The 15605-nt window shown below is 69.1% G+C and carries 18 protein-coding genes; 3 read left to right on the forward strand and 15 right to left on the reverse strand.

All coding sequences use genetic code 11. The features are described 5' to 3' along the window. Positions 1–61: 61 nt before the first annotated feature. The 10 genes from ACQEVZ_RS06855 to ACQEVZ_RS06900 form a co-directional block, all read right to left on the reverse strand. The gene (locus tag ACQEVZ_RS06855; RefSeq protein WP_433362806.1) at positions 62–673 is read right to left on the reverse strand and encodes a DNA-3-methyladenine glycosylase I; all 612 of its coding nucleotides are present in this window, start codon (positions 671–673) and stop codon (positions 62–64) included. Positions 674–691: 18 nt separating this feature from the next. Beyond that, on the reverse strand, positions 692–1360 hold the full coding sequence (locus ACQEVZ_RS06860) for an alpha-ketoglutarate-dependent dioxygenase AlkB family protein (RefSeq protein ID WP_433362809.1): 669 nt from the start codon (positions 1358–1360) through the stop codon (positions 692–694). A gap of 2 nt (positions 1361–1362) precedes the next feature. Continuing rightward, positions 1363–1872, reverse strand: coding sequence for a hypothetical protein (locus ACQEVZ_RS06865; protein ID WP_433362811.1), 510 nt, complete (start codon positions 1870–1872; stop codon positions 1363–1365). Then, positions 1869–2159 (reverse strand): Ada metal-binding domain-containing protein, encoded by a 291-nt coding sequence (locus ACQEVZ_RS06870; protein ID WP_433362813.1) that lies wholly within the window; start codon positions 2157–2159, stop codon positions 1869–1871. The genes ACQEVZ_RS06865 and ACQEVZ_RS06870 overlap by 4 nt, the downstream gene beginning before the upstream one ends. Continuing rightward, complete coding sequence (locus ACQEVZ_RS06875) at positions 2156–2890, reverse strand: 2OG-Fe(II) oxygenase (protein WP_433362816.1); 735 nt, start codon at positions 2888–2890, stop codon at positions 2156–2158. The genes ACQEVZ_RS06870 and ACQEVZ_RS06875 overlap by 4 nt, the downstream gene beginning before the upstream one ends. Next, entirely contained in the window at positions 2887–3501 is a 615-nt protein-coding gene (locus ACQEVZ_RS06880) for a methylated-DNA--[protein]-cysteine S-methyltransferase (protein ID WP_433362819.1), read from the reverse strand. Before ACQEVZ_RS06880 ends, ACQEVZ_RS06875 begins: the two co-directional genes overlap by 4 nt. Further along, on the reverse strand, positions 3498–3989 hold the full coding sequence (locus ACQEVZ_RS06885) for an RNA polymerase sigma factor (RefSeq protein WP_433362822.1): 492 nt from the start codon (positions 3987–3989) through the stop codon (positions 3498–3500). Before ACQEVZ_RS06885 ends, ACQEVZ_RS06880 begins: the two co-directional genes overlap by 4 nt. Positions 3990–4035: 46 nt before the next feature. Further along, entirely contained in the window at positions 4036–4548 is a 513-nt protein-coding gene (locus tag ACQEVZ_RS06890) for a methylated-DNA--[protein]-cysteine S-methyltransferase (RefSeq protein WP_433362825.1), read from the reverse strand. A gap of 515 nt (positions 4549–5063) precedes the next feature. Then, positions 5064–5237, reverse strand: coding sequence for a YbdD/YjiX family protein (locus ACQEVZ_RS06895; RefSeq protein ID WP_433362828.1), 174 nt, complete (start codon positions 5235–5237; stop codon positions 5064–5066). Then, positions 5234–7876, reverse strand: a complete 2643-nt coding sequence (locus tag ACQEVZ_RS06900) for a carbon starvation CstA family protein (protein WP_433362831.1) — start codon at positions 7874–7876, stop codon at positions 5234–5236. Before ACQEVZ_RS06900 ends, ACQEVZ_RS06895 begins: the two co-directional genes overlap by 4 nt. Here ACQEVZ_RS06900 and ACQEVZ_RS06905 point away from each other — a divergent pair. Genes ACQEVZ_RS06905 through ACQEVZ_RS06915 form a run of 3 tightly spaced genes read left to right on the forward strand, consistent with a single transcriptional unit; the run spans position 7845 to position 10281 of the window. Beyond that, complete coding sequence (locus ACQEVZ_RS06905) at positions 7845–9365, forward strand: sodium:solute symporter family protein (protein WP_433376658.1); 1521 nt, start codon at positions 7845–7847, stop codon at positions 9363–9365. The genes ACQEVZ_RS06900 and ACQEVZ_RS06905 overlap by 32 nt on opposite strands. Further along, positions 9362–9940 carry a sigma-70 family RNA polymerase sigma factor gene (locus tag ACQEVZ_RS06910; RefSeq protein ID WP_433362834.1) on the forward strand — a complete coding sequence of 193 codons (579 nt, stop codon included), beginning with the start codon at positions 9362–9364 and terminating at the stop codon, positions 9938–9940. Before ACQEVZ_RS06905 ends, ACQEVZ_RS06910 begins: the two co-directional genes overlap by 4 nt. Further along, positions 9937–10281, forward strand: a complete 345-nt coding sequence (locus ACQEVZ_RS06915; RefSeq protein WP_344513895.1) for a hypothetical protein — start codon at positions 9937–9939, stop codon at positions 10279–10281. The genes ACQEVZ_RS06910 and ACQEVZ_RS06915 overlap by 4 nt, the downstream gene beginning before the upstream one ends. A 38-nt stretch (positions 10282–10319) precedes the next feature. Here ACQEVZ_RS06915 and ACQEVZ_RS06920 read toward each other — a convergent pair whose 3' ends face one another. The 5 genes from ACQEVZ_RS06920 to ACQEVZ_RS06940 form a co-directional block, all read right to left on the reverse strand. Next, the gene (locus tag ACQEVZ_RS06920; RefSeq protein ID WP_433362837.1) at positions 10320–11192 is read right to left on the reverse strand and encodes a carbohydrate ABC transporter permease; all 873 of its coding nucleotides are present in this window, start codon (positions 11190–11192) and stop codon (positions 10320–10322) included. After that, positions 11189–12100 (reverse strand): carbohydrate ABC transporter permease, encoded by a 912-nt coding sequence (locus tag ACQEVZ_RS06925; protein ID WP_344513899.1) that lies wholly within the window; start codon positions 12098–12100, stop codon positions 11189–11191. The genes ACQEVZ_RS06920 and ACQEVZ_RS06925 overlap by 4 nt, the downstream gene beginning before the upstream one ends. Further along, positions 12100–13386 (reverse strand): ABC transporter substrate-binding protein, encoded by a 1287-nt coding sequence (locus tag ACQEVZ_RS06930; RefSeq protein WP_354893851.1) that lies wholly within the window; start codon positions 13384–13386, stop codon positions 12100–12102. The genes ACQEVZ_RS06925 and ACQEVZ_RS06930 overlap by 1 nt, the downstream gene beginning before the upstream one ends. 240 nt (positions 13387–13626) lie before the next feature. Next, positions 13627–13803, reverse strand: a complete 177-nt coding sequence (locus ACQEVZ_RS06935) for a hypothetical protein (RefSeq protein ID WP_433362842.1) — start codon at positions 13801–13803, stop codon at positions 13627–13629. A 161-nt stretch (positions 13804–13964) separates the two neighbouring features. Beyond that, positions 13965–15602 (reverse strand): glycosyl hydrolase family 8, encoded by a 1638-nt coding sequence (locus ACQEVZ_RS06940; protein WP_433362845.1) that lies wholly within the window; start codon positions 15600–15602, stop codon positions 13965–13967. Between the last annotated feature and the right edge of the window lie 3 nt (positions 15603–15605).

Consider the following 15605-nt stretch of genomic DNA (forward strand, 5'->3'; position numbering starts at 1 on the left):
GCGAGCATCGCGAGCGCAGCATCGTGATGCAACGGCCCGGAGGCGTCGGGATGGATCGTGCTCATTCGGGCCAGACGCCGGAGGTGCCGCGTCGGTGCGAGCCGATCAGGTGCGTGTCGACGATGCCGATCGCCTCCATGAGCGCGAACATCGTCGTCGGGCCGACGAACGCGAATCCGCGCTTGCGGAGCTCTTTCGAGAGGGCGACGGATTCGGGCGAGGTGGTGGGGATGTCGGCGAAGGTTCGCGGCCGGGGGGTCGTTGCCGGCTTGGACGACCAGATGAGCGCGGATAGTCCGATGTCGTCGCGGAGCCTCTGCGTCGCCTGGGCGTTTCGGATCGCGGCCTCGATCTTCTGCCGGTTTCGGACGATCCCGGTGTCTGCGAGGAGGCGTTCGACATCGCCCTCGGTGTAGGCGGCGACCGCGTCGGGATCGAAATCGTCGAACGCGGCGCGGAATGCGGGTCGTTTTCGGAGGATCGTGGCCCAGGACAGGCCCGCCTGGAACCCTTCGAGCGTGACCCGCTCGTAGACGCCGCGTTCGTCGGTGACGGGCATGCCCCATTCGGTGTCGTAGTAGTCGCGCAGCATCGGCTCGATCGACGCCCACGCGGGTCGGGCCAGGCCGTCTTCGCCGATCACGACGCTGGGGTCGTCGGGTGTCTCGTTCATTGCCGTGTTGCTTCTCCGTCAGTCGGTGAGTCCGGTGGTGCGCATGGTGATGTTGATCCTGCCGGTTTCCAGGCCGCATCCGTCCGGGGCGGTGAAGGGATGCACGCGCGTGACGCCGTGGTAGGCGAGCCTGGATGCTCCGCCGAAGATGAAGAGGTCCCCGGAGCGGAGGCGGAGGTCGGTGTAGGGCTTTCCGCGGTTCTCCGTGTTGCCGAAGCGGAACGTACAGGCGTCACCGATCGACAGCGACACAACTGGGGCGAGGGAGCGCTCGTCCTTGTCCTGGTGCATGCCCAGACGTGCGGAGTCGTCGTAGTGGTTCACGAGCGCCGTGTCCGGCGTGTAGGCGTTCACCTCGTCTTCGGGGTAGCCGGCGTCGCGAAGCGCGCGCCGGCCGAGCCGCACCATCCAGCCCGGAAACGGGAGGACCCGGGCACCGTTGACGTCGGTCGCTTCTCGCGTGTACCTGTACGGCTGCCAGTGCCAGCCCAGGCACACGGTGCGCACGGACATCTCGTGGCCGCGGACCGTTGCGGCCCGAATGGGAACGGGCCCTTGCGTCCAACGGTGAAACTGGCGCACGAGCCACTCCTGCTGCTCCATGTTGAGCCAACTCGGGATCAGGATCGCACCGGGACCGGGTTCGCGGCGTTCCCCTGGGTCGAGGTCCGGAGTGAAGAGCGTCATCGTCAAGTCCTTACATGGTGTGCTGTGACGACCTCGTGCTCGATCCGCCAGGCGCGGCCTGATTCGGTGACGCCGGTGATTCCGTCGAGGTTGGCGAGGCCGACCAGATCGAGCGCCGCCCGCCCGGACAGCGCCGCCGCCAGGATGGTTCGAGCCGGCCGCCAACTCGTCGACCACAGGAGCCTGCGGGTCATCTGCGCCCATCCGGCTGGGGAACCGGTCATGATCCACAGATCTGGATCAGCAGCGGTGAACCGGGTGGCCTGCCGCGACCACGACGCGGCGGTCTCCGGCCAGGTGAGGGTCGTGACGATCTCGCCGCCGAGTGCTTCCCACCGTGTCGCGACAGCGCGTGCTGTCGTGAGGTCGTCGTCCGCTCGGCCCGATCCGATGGCGAGCCGTGTTGCGCCGCGGGTCCGGGCGAGTGCCGTGATCGCCTCGACCTCCGCCTCCGTCGCCGCCGCAGCGTGCGGGGGGCGGATTCCTTGCGAACTGCGCAGGAGCGGGCTCACCAGGGCATCCACGGTTCGCCTTTCTCCTGTGCGACCATCCACGCCTGGTAGCGGTCTGTGCAGCAGGTCCCGCACGGCCGGTAGCCGGCGGCGATCGCGGTCGCCTCGTCTGCGAAGAAGACGCGGTGCGTCACGTAGCCGCCTCGCGCGATCGCTCGGAGCGCGGAGGGGCAGTCGAACCGGCCGTAGATCTTGTTGCCGCGGTGGCCGCCCCACTCGCCCTTGGCGGGAGACGAGTGGGGGCGCTCGTCCGCGCCGATGAGCGTGTAGGTCTTCGTGGTGCTCATGCCGCGTCGTGGAAGACGAGGGCGAGCGTGTGCCGCTCGCCGGAGCGGATCGCGGAGACCCCGTGCCGCACCGGTGCCGCCGACCAGCCGCGGGCGGAGCGGACGGGGCGGTCGCGAGTGGTGAAGACATACCCGTGACCGTGCGGCAGGAGTGTGGCCGTGCCGCGGGACTGCGCCCGTGGCCGCTGTTCCAGCAGGAGGAACTCGCCGCCGGTGTGATCGACTCCGGGCTCGTTGAGGTTGATCACGACCTGAAGGGGGAAGACGAGGTCGCCGTAGAGGTCGCGGTGCAGCGCGTTCCAGTCCTTCTCGCCGTAGCGGAGCAGAATCGCCGTCGACTTGGCCTGCCCGGCGTCGTGGCACATCTGCAGCCACTCGTCGAGGGTGTCCGGCCAAGGGGCGGGCCGGCCGAGCCTGGTCCACCAGTCACGGGCGATCGGCAGCAACCTCGGGTAGAGCGCCTGCTTCAGCGCCTCGATCGGCTCGGGGTACGGTGCCGCGAAGTACCGGTACTGCCCTTCGCCGAAGCGATGCCGGCCCATGTTGATCGTGCTGCGGAACAGCTCATCGCTGTCGTACAGGTCGCGGATCTCTTTCGCCTCCGCGGGGGCGAGGAGCTGCGGGAGCAAGGCGCCGCCGTACTCGTCCATCTCGACTGCGACGGCGGCCCAGTCCGCGGATTCGACGCGTTCCCGCCAGGGGTTCGCCGGGGGCTTCGGCTTGGCGGTCATGCTGCGGCCTCCAGCTCGAGCAGGGTGGTCTTGGCGTCGAGCCCGCCGATGTACCCGCCGAGAGTGCCGTCGGTGCGCAGTACACGGTGACAGGGAACGACGACGGGCAGCGGGTTGGTGGCGCACGCGGTGCCGACGGCGCGCACGGCCTTGGGGTTGCCGACGAGCTCGGCGACCTCCCGGTAGCTACGGGTCTGGCCGTACCCGATCTCTGGGAGGTGCTTCTGGACGAGCTGCCGGAACCCGCGCGAGAGGGACAGGTCGAGCGCCAGGCCGAAGACCTTCCGGCGGCGGTCGAAGTACTCGTCGAGCTCGCGCGCCGCGTCGTCGAGTCGCTTCGGTGCGCGCAGGATGCGGAGGCTGACCTTCTCGGCCAGGTTCTCCAGCACACGGTCGTGGTCCTCGCGGGCGTAGGCGACGCGGATCAGGCCCTTCGCGGTCGCCGCGAGCAGCAGCTTCCCGACCGGGCTGTCGACGGTCGTGTACGCGACGTCGACGAGACCTTCGGCCTGCGCCTCGTGCTCGAGTCGGGCGTGCAGCCTTGCCAGGGTCTCGGGGTCGATGGGCGCCGACAGGGCGGTGAGGGCGTCATCGTTGCGGATGTCGCTCATTGGACTGCTCCTTTCGCGTTTGCGCCCGGAAACTGCTTCCTGAGGGTCTTGAGCCCGTCGGCGGCGGCTCTCCGTGCCGCGTCGACGGTTCCGCCGAGGATCGCCGCGATCTCCGCATGTGGCATGCCGACGAGGTATCGGAAGGTGATCGCCTGCCGCTGCTTGTCGGGGAGGCGGCCGACGAGTTCCCAGAGTTCGGTGTCGTCGGTGCCCGGGATTCCGATCGAGGCCGGCGCTTCCGGCAGTGTCTCCACCGGCAGCGGGTCCCGCTTCGCGGCCCGCTGGACATCGATCGCCTTACGGCGGGCGATGGTCACGAGCCAGGCTTCGACGTTCGCGGTCTCCGGAAGGTCCGGGTAGGCGCGCAACGCGGCAAGGAAGGTCTCCGACCAGGCGTCGTCCGCATCTTGTACTCCAAGCAGCGCTCGGCAGACGCGCAGCACGGTGACGCTGTGCTGCGCGACCACAGATTCGAACGGCAGTTTCATGTTCATCCCATTGAAGTCGGCGAAGGCGGGTCTTTCGCGAGATTCGCTAGAACAACCGTCCGGCGCGCACCTGAGCGGGTTCCTCAAGCTCCAGAAGCGCCTGCTTCCGCTTGAGCCCGCCGGCGTAGCCAGTGAGGTTCCCATTCGCACCGACGACGCGGTGACACGGCACGAAGATGCACAGCGGGTTCGCGCCGACCGCCTGGCCGACACGGTAGGCCAGGGACTTGTCGCCGAGCCGTTCCGCGATCTGCCCGTAGGTGGCGGTCGCACCGAACGGGATTTCGGCGACGATGCTCCACACGGCGCGCTGGAACGCATCACCCGAGGCGTCGAACGGAAGGGCGAACTCACGTCGGCCGCCGGCCAGGTAGTCGATCAGCTGCTCGGCAGCCTCGGCAAGCAGCGCGTCCGCTGCCGGCGCCACTTCCTGCCCGAACGTCTCCTGCGCGGGCCGGCGGATGTGATGACGGAAGTACAGGCCGATGATCGCCTCACCGCTCGCCACGATCGTGACCGATCCGAGGGACGTCTCCATCAGTATGTGTCGCGTGCTCATCGCGGCTCCTTTCTCTCTGCACTCTGTAGACGTCAGATCGGAGCCAAACGTGAGACGGCAGTTTCGACAGATCACCCAACCCTTAATGCAACGTATGTGACGATGAAGTAATAATCAGTCGGTTTCAGACCTATTATCCGATTCTGCGCATCTGGCTCGTCCGGTCGCACGACGGCGTCGGCCATCGAGGTGAACGGCCGGCCGGCTGGTGGTGTGCCGACGTTTGAGTCCGTGATGGCGGGTAGCAGGATTCCGGCAATGGAGGCGGCGTGGCACGTCGCTGACGGAACGATCCGTCGCGTTGTTCACAGCTGGCGGCCGGGGTGTGGGGGCGCCCCCGGCCGCCAGCGTCCACGGTTTGGTGTGGTCCCTACCTTCGACTCAGGGAGCCCGGGGATGTTCGGCTCCAACTGGCCGGCGTCGGACTCCGCACGTCAGATGGTCAAGCGGGTGGTGGGCACGTCCGGCCGGCCGGTCCGTGAATCCGACCGGCCGGACGCGTTGTCATGCGTCGGTCAACAGCAGCGCACAGGAGACGCGGTCCTCAGGTGCTCGAACTCACGTCGGGTCAGCGGCGATCCGTCCCGACAGTGTTGTTGCTGATGTGCGAGGTAGTGGTCGTAGCTGGTCTCGCCAACCAGTTCCCGGAGGTACCACCAGAGTCGCGACAGCAGGTGACGCGCTCTCATCCGTCGCCGTCCCTGCGTCTGCCGCCGCGCTGCTGATCGGTCCCGGCCGCGAAGGCGCCAGCTCCGGCACTGACCAGTTCCTGGCGCTCATCCGCAGTGGCGAAGAGGCCAGCCGGCGCGACGATCGTCGATTCGACGAACGGTGTCTCCGTCGTCGGGAGCTCGCGACCGCGGATGATCGCCTGGAGGCATGTCCGAGCTCCGTCGACGATCACGATGATGATCAGGACTGCGAAGAGCGCCGACAGCACGAGCTGCACGGTCGAGTTGGTGACGACTTGTTGCATCTGGTCGAGGTTCTTGGCGGGTGCGAGCACCTTGCCCTGTTCGAGTGCGTCGGCGAAGCGCTGGCGCTGGGCGAAGAAGCCCATCTTCGGGTCGGTGGAGAAGACCTTCTGGTAGCTGGCGGTCATCGTCACGGCCGCGACCCAGGCCAACGGTATGGCGGTGACCCAGGCCCATTTGAGCCGGCCGCTCTTGACCAGGATGACCGTGACGACGGTCAGTGCCAGGGCGGCGAGCAGCTGGTTGGCGACGGCGAACAGGGGGAAGAGCTGGTTGATGCCGCCGAGCGGGTTGGTGACACCGGTGTACAGGAAGTAGCCCCAGGCGCCCACGACCGCCGCGCTGGTCATCCACACGCCAGGCAGCCAGCTGACCCGGCCGATCGGCTTCCAGATGTTGCCCAGCATGTCCTGGAGCATGAACCGGCCGACCCGGGTCCCGGCGTCGACTGTGGTCAGGATGAACAGCGCCTCGAACATGATCGCGAAGTGGTACCAGAACGCCTGGAGCCCCGCCCCGCCGAGGAAGCCGGAGAAGATCTCGGAGATGCCGACGGCGAGCGTCGGCGCGCCACCAGTACGCGACACCAGTGTCGGTTCGCCGACGGCGGCGGCCGCGGCCTGCAGGGTATCGGGGGTGACGGTGAATCCCAGATTGGTCACCGCCGTCGCGGCGCTCTGGAAGGTCGTGCCGACCACGCCGCCGGGCGAGTTCATCGCGTAGTACAGCCCCGGGTCCAGCAGCGATGCGGCGATGATGGCCATGACCGCGACGAACGACTCCATCAGCATGCCGCCGTAGCCGACGAGCCGGACCTGCGACTCCTTCTGGATCATCTTCGGCGTGGTGCCCGAGGAGATCAGCGCGTGGAAGCCGGACAGCGCCCCGCAGGTGATGGTGATGAAGACGAAGGGGAACAGTGTGCCGGCGAAGACCGGGCCGTTGCCGCTGAAGGCGAACTTGGTGACGGCCTCGTTCTGCAGTACCGGAGCGGTCACCAGCACGCCGACCGCGAGCAGCGCGATCGTTCCGATCTTCATGAAGGTGGACAAGTAGTCGCGCGGCGCCAGAAGCATCCACACCGGCAGGACGGACGCGACGAAGCCGTACCCGACCAGGCAGAAGACCAGGGTCTCGGGCTTGAGCGTGAACGCGCCGGCCCAGCTGGAGTCCTGGACCCAGCCGCCCGCGACGATGGCGAGGACCAGCAGGCCGACGCCGATCACGCTGGTTTCGACCACGCGGCCCGGTCGGAGTACCCGTAGGTAGAAGCCCATGAACAGGGCGATCGGGATGGTCATGGCGATGGAGAAGGTGCCCCAGGGCGACTTCGCGAGCGCGTTGACGACGACGAGCGCGAGGACACCGAGCAGGATGATCATGATTGAGAAGACGGCCACCAGGGCTGCGACGCCGCCGACGCGGCCGATCTCGTCCCGGGCCATCTGGCCGATGCTCTTCCCGTCGCGGCGCATGGACAGGAACATGACCACCATGTCCTGCACGGCCCCGGCGAAGACGACACCGACGATGATCCAGATGGTGCCGGGTAGGTAGCCCATCTGCGCCGCGAGGACCGGCCCGACCAGCGGCCCGGCGCCCGCGATCGCGGCGAAGTGGTGGCCCAGCAGCACGCGGCGGTCGGTGACGTGGTAGTCGATGCCGTTGTCCAGCCTCTCCGCGGGCGTGGCGCGCCGGTCGTCGGCCTTGAGCACGCGCCGGGCGATGAAGCGCGCGTAGAACCGGTAGGCAATCGCGTACGAGCACAGCGCCGCGACCACCAGCCAGATCGCCGAGATACGCTCGCCGCGGGCCAGGGCGATGACCCCCCAGGCGATCGCGCCGACGATCGACACGGCTGTCCAGATCACGATGGACCGCAGGCCTGGGCGGGCCCGGGTCTGCGGAGTGAAGATGCTCATGCATGCTCTCCAGGGTGGGGGTGTCCGCCTGGATGCGTCCCTGGCGCACGGACTCCAGGGTCCGTGCGCTTCAGCAGCAGATGACTGGCTGTCATCAGCGCCATGCTCAGGAAGATCCAAGCGAACTGGAACCAGTAGAAGTAAGGCAGCCCTGCCAGCCGAGGCGTGGTCCGCGCGTACAGCGGGACCCAGAGGATTGCCACGAGCGGCAGTGCCAGGCCGGTGTGGGCGGCGACCCTGATTGCCTTGCGGAATCTCGCCATCCCAGCCTCCCGAACAGTCGTCGACGATGCCTGAATGTTGCGCACCCATGTCGCACGGTTTACCGACCGATTGCCTCTTGTTTCGTGTCAACCGATCCGGGAGCCTGCGCAACACACAGAGGACTGAGAGGGTGCCCATGGTCGATCCCGCCAGCACCACCGCCTTCACGCTGGTCGTCGCCGGTACGTCGCTGCTCGCGATCGCCGCGCGGCGCTTCCGGGTACGCGACGAGCTGCCCACACTCGACGACTGGGCGCTGGCGGGACGGCAGTTCGGGGCCGTGCTCACCTGGTTCCTGCTCGGCGGCACGATCTACACGGCCTATACGTACGCCGCGGTGCCAGGTCTGGTGTACGGCATCGGGGCGCTGGGGTTCTTCGCACTCGCGTACACGGTGATCGTCTACCCGCTGGCCTTCGTACTCCTGCCGAAGCTGTGGCAGGTCGCGAAGGACAACGGCCATACGACGGTGGCCGACTACGTGCGAGCCCGGTACGACTCACCGCTGCTCGCGCTCGCCGTGGCGCTCACCGGAATCCTCGCCACCATGCCGTACATCGCCCTGCAACTCCTCGGCATCCGGGCGATCCTGGCCGCCGGCGGCCTCTACCCCACCGACGGGATCGCGGGCGACCTCACGCTGGTCGCGGTGTTCGCGGTGCTGGCTGGCGCCACGTACCGCAACGGGCTGCGCGCACCGACCGTCATTTCCCTGGCCAAAGGGGTCCTGATCGGCACCACGGTCGTCGGCATCGTCGGGCTCGTGCTCAACCGGCTCGGCGGGCCGCAGGCGACGTTCCGAGCCGCCGAGGACGCCATCACCGCACGCGGCGTACCGGAGACCTCCTTGACGCTCACCCCCTCGCTCTACACCGCCTACGCCACGCTGGCGCTCGGCTCCGCGCTCGCGCTGCTCATGTATCCGCACGTACTGACCGCGTCCTTCGCCGCGTCCAGCGGCGACCGGCTCCGCAAGGCGATCATCGGGTTACCGGCATGGACCGCGGTGCTGGGGCTCTTCGCGCTGCTCGGCGTCGCCGCGCTTGCCGCGGGCGTAGAGGCCCGGCCCGGCAACGCCGAGGCGGCCGTGCCGCTGATGGTGCGGGAGCTGACCTCACCGGTCGCCGCTGGGCTCGTGTTCGGCGCGCTCGCGGTGGCGGTGCTGGTGCCCGCCGCGGTGATGTCGATCGGCGCGGCCACACTGTTCGTCCGCAACGTCTATGTCGAGTACTTCCACCCGACCGCGACACCGAAGCACCAGGCCCAGGTCGCCCGCGCGGTGTCGCTGGTGGCGAAGTTCGGGGCGCTCGCGTTCATCTTCGGCCTACCGGACCAGGACGCGATCAACCTGCAGCTGCTCGGCGGGGTGTGGATCCTGCAGACGTTTCCCACGGTGGCACTCGGGCTGTTCACCAGTTGGCCGCACCGCGGCGCGCTGCTCGTCGGCTGGCTCGCCGGCATGGTCGCGGGGACCGTGCTGGTCGCCTCCGGCGGCTTCTCCTCCGTCGTCTCGTTCGCCGGTGTGCACGTGTACGTCGCGCTCGCCGCGCTGGTGCTCAACCTCGCGGTCGCTGCCGCGCTGACCCCGGCGCTGGACCGGCTCGGCGTGGCCCGCGAGCTCGGCGACGGTACCGCCACCGGGGCGGTGGTCCCATGAGGCAGCAGGTCTCGTCACGGCCGCTCGCACCGGCCGCCGACCCGGCGCCGGCCGCCCTCGGCCCCACCGGGGTGAACCTCGCCGACCTGGACCGCGAGGCCGCACTGGCCAGGCTCTTCGACGCCAACCACACCCCGCTGCTGCGCTTGGCGGTGCTGCTCGGTGCGGAGGGCGAGGCCGAGGACATCGTCTCGGAGGCGTTCTACGAGTTGTACCGCCGCTGGCACCGGTTACGCAGTCACGACGCCGCGCTGAGCTACGTGCGCGCCGTCGTGTGCAACCTCGTGCGGATGCGGGTGCGCCGGCTGCAGGTGGCGCGCCGGCACGCGGAGCAGGTGATCGAGTCGGTCGGGTCGGCCGAGGCCGAGGTGCTGCTGCGCGACGACCAGCGCGCCCTCGTGGAGGCGATCAAGCAATTGCCGGCCCGGCAGCGGGAAGCGCTGGTCCTGCGGTACTGGCTGGATCTGCGAGAATCGGAGATAGCCGCGGCGATGGGTATCTCGGCCGGCGCGGTCAAGTCACACACGTCGCGAGGTATGGCCACGCTCACGCGGTTACTGGAGGAGCGGAGATGAGTGGCGTTCCATCCGGCCAGGTACCAGGTCAGGCACCCGCAACCGGTTCGGCCGCGGGCTCGGGGGTCGCCGAGGAACAGCTCCGCGACGTGTTCGACGCGCTGGCCACCTCGGTCCACGGCGCGTCGAACCGCTACCCGGCCGCTCTGGCCGGCTGGAGGCGCCGGGAACGGCGGCGGCGGATCGTGCTGGCGATCCTCGCCGCGGTGATCTTCGCGGTGGCCGACATCATCGGCCTGTGGGCGCTCAGCCGCGCTGACGTCAACATCCACATCATCTTCGATGACCGGCCGGGCAGCAGCACCGAGGCGCCGAGGAGCGGCATCGGGCCGCCGCCGTAGCCGCCACCGTAGCCGCCACTGGCGGCGTTCCGCCGTGGTCAGCCCACGGTCACCGCGCCCGCGGTGAACCCCGCGACGAACCGCTTGAGCAACAGGTTGAAGACCACCGCGACGGGCACCGCGACGAGCACGACGGCGCCCTGCAGGGACTGCCAGTAGAACAGGTCGCCGCGGATCAGCTCGGTGGGGATCCCGGTCGAGACGACCTTCCCGGCGGTGGGAGAGACGAACGCGATCGCGTACAGGTACTCGCTCGCGCACAGGACGAAGCTGAGTACGACGACCGCGACCACCCCGGGCACCGCCAGCGGCAGCGCGACCCGGCGAAAGGCGGCGAACCGGGTACAGCCGTCGACCAGTGCCTGCTCCTCGACCTGCAGCGGGATGGCGCTGAAGAAGCCCATCATCAGCCAGACCGACACCGGGACGGTCAGTGTCGGGTAGACCAGCACCAGGGCCCAGTCCGAGTCCTGCAGGCCGATGGCGGCGACAAGCCGCGACAGCGGCAGGAACAGCACGCTCGGCGGGACGAGATAGCACAGGAAGATCGCCATGCCGAGCCGGCCGGCCCATGGCCGCCGCAGCCGCGCCAGCGCGTAGCCGGCCGGCGTGGCGAGCAGGAGGGTGGCCACGACCACCGCCGCGCCGATCCACAGCGTGTTCCAGGCGAACGTCGGGAAGGCCGTGTGCCGCCACAGGTACGCAAGGTGGTCGGCGGTCGGTGGGGCGTTGAACCACAAGGGACTGTGCGCCGGGTCGTACAGGTCCCGGTTGAGCTTCACGGCGGTGATCATGCTCCACAGGAACGGCCCCGCGCCCAGCAACGCGGCCGCGTATGCCGCCGCGTGCACAGCCACGCCACCCAGCCGTTGCCGCCGCCGCGCCCGCTCGGCGCGCCGCACGGGGATCACCGGGCCACCATCCGGCGCACCAGGCCGAGGATCGTCAGCGTCGCGGCCAGCAGCACCGGCAGCAGGAACAGGGCCACCGCAGCGCCCTGGCCGACATCACCGCCGTCGATGCCCCGGCGGAACGCCAGCGTGGCAAGCACCTCCGTGGCATGGGTCGGCCCACCGTTGGTCAGCACCCGCACCACCGCCATGTCGCTGAACGTGAGGACCGCGCAGAACAGGCCCGCGACCGCGACGATCGGGGCCGTCAACGGCACCGTCATGAACCGGGTCTGCAGCCAGCGGCCAGCACCGTCGACGCGAGCGGCCTCGTAGATGTTGCGGGGGATCGCCACGAGCCCGGCCATGATGATGACGGCGGTGAGCGGGGTGAGCCGCCACGCCTGCACCGCCACGACCGATGCCATGGCCGTCGAAGGCCGGCCGAGCCAGTTGACGCTCTCCCCCGCGCCGAGCAGACCGAGCTGCCGACCGGTCCAGTCCAGCGGCGAGTAGACCGAATCGAGCATCCACAGCCACGCGACCGATGACACGGTGACCGGGGTGACCCAGGGCAGCAGCACGCACAGCCGCACCAGCCAACGTCCGTACACCCGGGCCAACATCAGCCGGGCCACCACGTTCCCGCCGACCACCGCCAGCGACGTGGTCGCCGCGGTGATGATGCACGTGTTGAGCAACGCTCGCCAGAACACCGGGTCGCCCAGCACACGTTCGATGCCGGCCAGGCCGGCCCAGTCGAAGGTCGGATCGGCGACGGTCACGTCCGACACGGCGAACGCGACGGCCAGTACCACCGGCCCGAGGATCAGGGCGGCGACGTAGGCGACGGTCGGCACGACGAACAGCGATGCCAGCGCGCGATCGCGGGCGCTGCGCCCGCGCGTCGGGAAGGCGTGGTTTCCCATCAGGCCACCAGTCCCCTGGCCTGCCATTTGGCGTAGACGGACCGGACCTGCGCCGCGGCGTCGGCGACCGCGACCGCGGCGCTGACCTCGCCGCGCGCCGCGCGGGCGAACATGTCTGGGATGACGAAGCTGCTGGCGACCTCCCCGACGGCGGCGTTGGCCGTGCCGGGATGGCCCAGGTCGGCGCTCCACCGGGCGGCGTCGACGAGCAGCTCGAGCTTGCCGGGCGGGTCGGCGCGGAACGGGTCGCGCCGCAGCCAGGTCGCGAGCTCCGGGGTACGGCCGGGCCAGGCGCACAGGTCGTACAGCATCGACGAGTAGGTGGCGGCGGCGAAGTTCGCGGTGTAGTGCAACAGGAACTCCTGTCCGGCGGCGGCCCCGGTGGCGTACTTCGGGATGACCCAGTTGTGCACGAGGTGGTGCGCGGCCGTGGCGCCCGCCGGGCCGGCCAACGCCGGCACGAAGTCGATGTCAGCCGCGACGGCCGGAGTGGAGCGCTGCGCGGTCCGCCAGGCAGAGATCGAGTTGCAGATGTAGGACAGCTTGCCGGCGACCAGCCCCTGGTTGTTGGAGCTGGGGATCCACGAGAAGACCTCGTCGGTCATGGCCTCGCGGTACAGCCTGGTCATGAACTCCACTGCCGCCACGGCCTCGGGCGCCTCGAGCGTGACCCGCCCCTCGGCGTCCTGAATGGACGATCCGAACGACCACAGCAGGGAGCGGCCGACCATGTTCGAATCGAGCTCCTGTGACATGCCGAGCCCGAGCTGAACGCCGGTGGCGCGGCGGATCTCGGCCCCGCCGCGCAGCAGTTCGTCCCAGCTCGAGGGGCCGTCGGGCAGGCCGATCTTCGACCACATCGAACGCCGGTAGTTCCCGGGATCCGGCACCCAGCCCGGCGCGTAGGCGAAGTACCGGTTCGTCGCCGGGTTGAAGCTCGACCGCCGGCACAGTTCCAGTTGCGGGCCCCACCGCCGGTTGGCCTCCCGGACGAGGTCGGTGAGGTCCAGCACCGCCGGTTCGAACTGCGGCAGCGGCGCCACGTACTGGATGAGGTCGTGCCCCCGACCGGCGTAGATCTCGGCCGCCACCCGGGTCGTGATCTGGCCCAGGTCGATGTGATCGACGGTGACGTCGACGCCGACCTGGCTGGCCCACCGACGGACGAAACCGTCGAACCAGCGGTCGTACGTCGGCACGAAATGGCTCCAGGCGAGGATCCGCAGCGCCCCGGAAAGCTTGGCCGTCGGCGACGTGAACTGCTCCGCCGGCCCGCCCGCGAGCACACCAGCGCCAAAGGCATCGTCATCTTCATGAGCACAGCCAGCGGCCAGCGCCACGCCGGCGACCGCCGCGCCGCCGACGAACCGGCGCCGACTCAGCCGCGCGGACAGTAGGTTGGATGAGAGCACACACTACGGTTGCCGCAGCGGCCGAATCGTTTACCAGCCGGGCCACTCAGGTTTCGTCCTCACGAATGCACGCCGCGATCCGGCTGTCCCGCTGACCTTCACGACGCCGGCCGGTCAGCCGCCGGCGACCAGTTGAGGGTGGGCAGCGAGGAAGCCCTTGACCCGGTCGGTGCGGACGGCGGTGAGCAGGTTGATGGTGGTCTGGTCGAGCTCTTCGGCGGTGCCGTTGCCGGGCGACTGGTTGAACGTGCCCTCGTTCGTCTTGATGGTGACCACGTCGTCGCCGCTCACGCCGCGCATGGCGTACGCCCAGTCGGCCAGGTCGATGCCACCGCTGTCGATGGTGATCGCCTTGCCGGCGATTTGTGCACGGCCGTGAACTCGGCCACGGCCTCGTTGACGAGCGGACGGGCCCGGTGCCCGCTGGGGACACCGGGCCCGGCCGTGTGCGGTCAGGGCGCCCAGAAGTTGCCGCTGGCGACGATCATCACCTGCAACTGGATGCTCGTCGAGTAGTAGTCGTTGCTGGTGAACGAGGTGTTGACCATCTTGGTCCACAGCGCGTCCAGCCAGGCCTGGCCGCCGGGGTCGGTGAGCGCCGCCACCGCGAAGGGTGCGAAGAACGCCGGCTCGCTGCCCGACGAGATCGCCGATCCACTCAGCGAGTAACCGACCGCGATGCTGTTCGGGTTGCCGCCGGTCTTGCCGCGCACCCAGGTGTTGAGCTTGCGGGCGGAGGCGAGCGACGCGGCGTCGCCGCTGGTCACCGCGTCCGCGCCGATCCGCCATGGGGTGCGGCACGAGTTCCAGAAGTACTTGCCGTCGTTCGGGTCCTCGAGCACCTCGCCGGGCGCGGGCTTCGGTGTGGTGTTGGTGTTCACCACGAAGTCCGGCAACAGCCCGGTGCCCGACGCGTACTGGGCCTGCAGGTTGGTGATGAGGTTCTGGTGCGCGGTGCGGATCGTGTCCCACGCCGTGTCGCCCGTGGCAGCCCTGAACGCGCGGAAGTGGTCGATCATGAAGTCGGACGGCCGGGTGGTCCAGTAGAGGCTGTCGCCCGGGGTGCTCCAGTCGCCGAGGAGCAGCAGGTGTGTCGTGGGGTTGACCTCGTTGGCCTTGATCGCGTTGATGTGCCTGATGGCCAGTTGCTTGTAGTTGTACGTTCCGGCGCTGCCCCACTGTTTGTCGGCGAGCAGCAGCCCATACGCGACGTCGAGGTCACCGTCGGTGGCCGAGTCGGAACCGTTGACGCTCTTGCAGGCCGTATCCTGCTCGGCCGCGAGCAGATCCGGATTGTGTACGGAGGGATGCGCCAGCATGTACTTGACCATCCCGTCGAACACGGTCTTCGCGTTCGCGTCGGCGCCGGCCATGGTGGCCACGATCACCATGCCGTAGCCCTGCGCCTCGGCGACGTACGGGTGATCGGCGTCCGGTGAGATGATCTCGTACCAGCCGTTGCCGCAGTTCTGCTTGACGAACGCGGCCTTCCACTTGTTGTAGTAGGTGACGACGGCCTGGTCCAGGGTCGACTGTGAGCCGGTCGGCTTCAGCGTGCCGGCCTGGTACGGGAAGAGGTGGCTGCCGAAGGGCACCGCCGGTCCGGTCGGCGGGGTGGTGCCCGCGTCGACGCTGAGCCAGTCGACGTTGGGACCGCCGTTCGCCGTCGTGGCCGTCGCCCGGATCGTGTTGGTCCCAGCGTTCAGGGTCGCCGTGATCGTCTTGCTCTGCCAGGTGTCCCAGTTCGTGGTGCTGCCGAACGCCGTGGCCGCCGCGACGACCGTGCCGTTGACGGCGATGTCCATCGGCCGGTTGGTGGTGGTGCCGTTGGCGTAGCGCAGGACGATCGTGGCGGCACCGGCCGTGGCCGCGGTCACCGACCACTGCACCGACGAGCCCACGACGTTGTCGTAGTTGACGAATCCGGTTCCGCTGAATCCGGTGTGGTTCGACTCGACCACGCCTTGCGAGATCGTGGCCGATTCCGCCTCGTAGCGGGTCGCGGCCGCTGCCGCCGGCGTCGCCGGCGACGTCAGCGCCGCCACGACCCCGAGCACCACTACCGGCAGACCGAGCTGCTTGCGTCTCATGGG

Source organism: Dactylosporangium sp. CA-152071 (assembly GCF_050936335.1).
Classification (GTDB): domain Bacteria; phylum Actinomycetota; class Actinomycetes; order Mycobacteriales; family Micromonosporaceae; genus Dactylosporangium; species Dactylosporangium maewongense.

What these genes read in the sequence shown, in the direction of transcription:
- ACQEVZ_RS06855 (WP_433362806.1), bottom strand. Translation starts at nt 673, where the DNA reads ATGAACGAGACACCCGACGACCCCAGCGTCGTGATCGGCGAAGACGGC.
- ACQEVZ_RS06860 (WP_433362809.1), bottom strand. Translation starts at nt 1,360, where the DNA reads ATGACGCTCTTCACTCCGGACCTCGACCCAGGGGAACGCCGCGAACCC.
- ACQEVZ_RS06870 (WP_433362813.1), bottom strand. Translation starts at nt 2,159, where the DNA reads ATGAGCACCACGAAGACCTACACGCTCATCGGCGCGGACGAGCGCCCC.
- ACQEVZ_RS06875 (WP_433362816.1), bottom strand. Translation starts at nt 2,890, where the DNA reads ATGACCGCCAAGCCGAAGCCCCCGGCGAACCCCTGGCGGGAACGCGTC.
- ACQEVZ_RS06880 (WP_433362819.1), bottom strand. Translation starts at nt 3,501, where the DNA reads ATGAGCGACATCCGCAACGATGACGCCCTCACCGCCCTGTCGGCGCCC.
- ACQEVZ_RS06885 (WP_433362822.1), bottom strand. Translation starts at nt 3,989, where the DNA reads ATGAAACTGCCGTTCGAATCTGTGGTCGCGCAGCACAGCGTCACCGTG.
- ACQEVZ_RS06890 (WP_433362825.1), bottom strand. Translation starts at nt 4,548, where the DNA reads ATGAGCACGCGACACATACTGATGGAGACGTCCCTCGGATCGGTCACG.
- ACQEVZ_RS06895 (WP_433362828.1), bottom strand. Translation starts at nt 5,237, where the DNA reads ATGAGAGCGCGTCACCTGCTGTCGCGACTCTGGTGGTACCTCCGGGAA.
- ACQEVZ_RS06905 (WP_433376658.1), top strand. Translation starts at nt 7,845, where the DNA reads ATGGTCGATCCCGCCAGCACCACCGCCTTCACGCTGGTCGTCGCCGGT.
- ACQEVZ_RS06910 (WP_433362834.1), top strand. Translation starts at nt 9,362, where the DNA reads ATGAGGCAGCAGGTCTCGTCACGGCCGCTCGCACCGGCCGCCGACCCG.
- ACQEVZ_RS06915 (WP_344513895.1), top strand. Translation starts at nt 9,937, where the DNA reads ATGAGTGGCGTTCCATCCGGCCAGGTACCAGGTCAGGCACCCGCAACC.
- ACQEVZ_RS06925 (WP_344513899.1), bottom strand. Translation starts at nt 12,100, where the DNA reads ATGGGAAACCACGCCTTCCCGACGCGCGGGCGCAGCGCCCGCGATCGC.
- ACQEVZ_RS06940 (WP_433362845.1), bottom strand. Translation starts at nt 15,602, where the DNA reads ATGAGACGCAAGCAGCTCGGTCTGCCGGTAGTGGTGCTCGGGGTCGTG.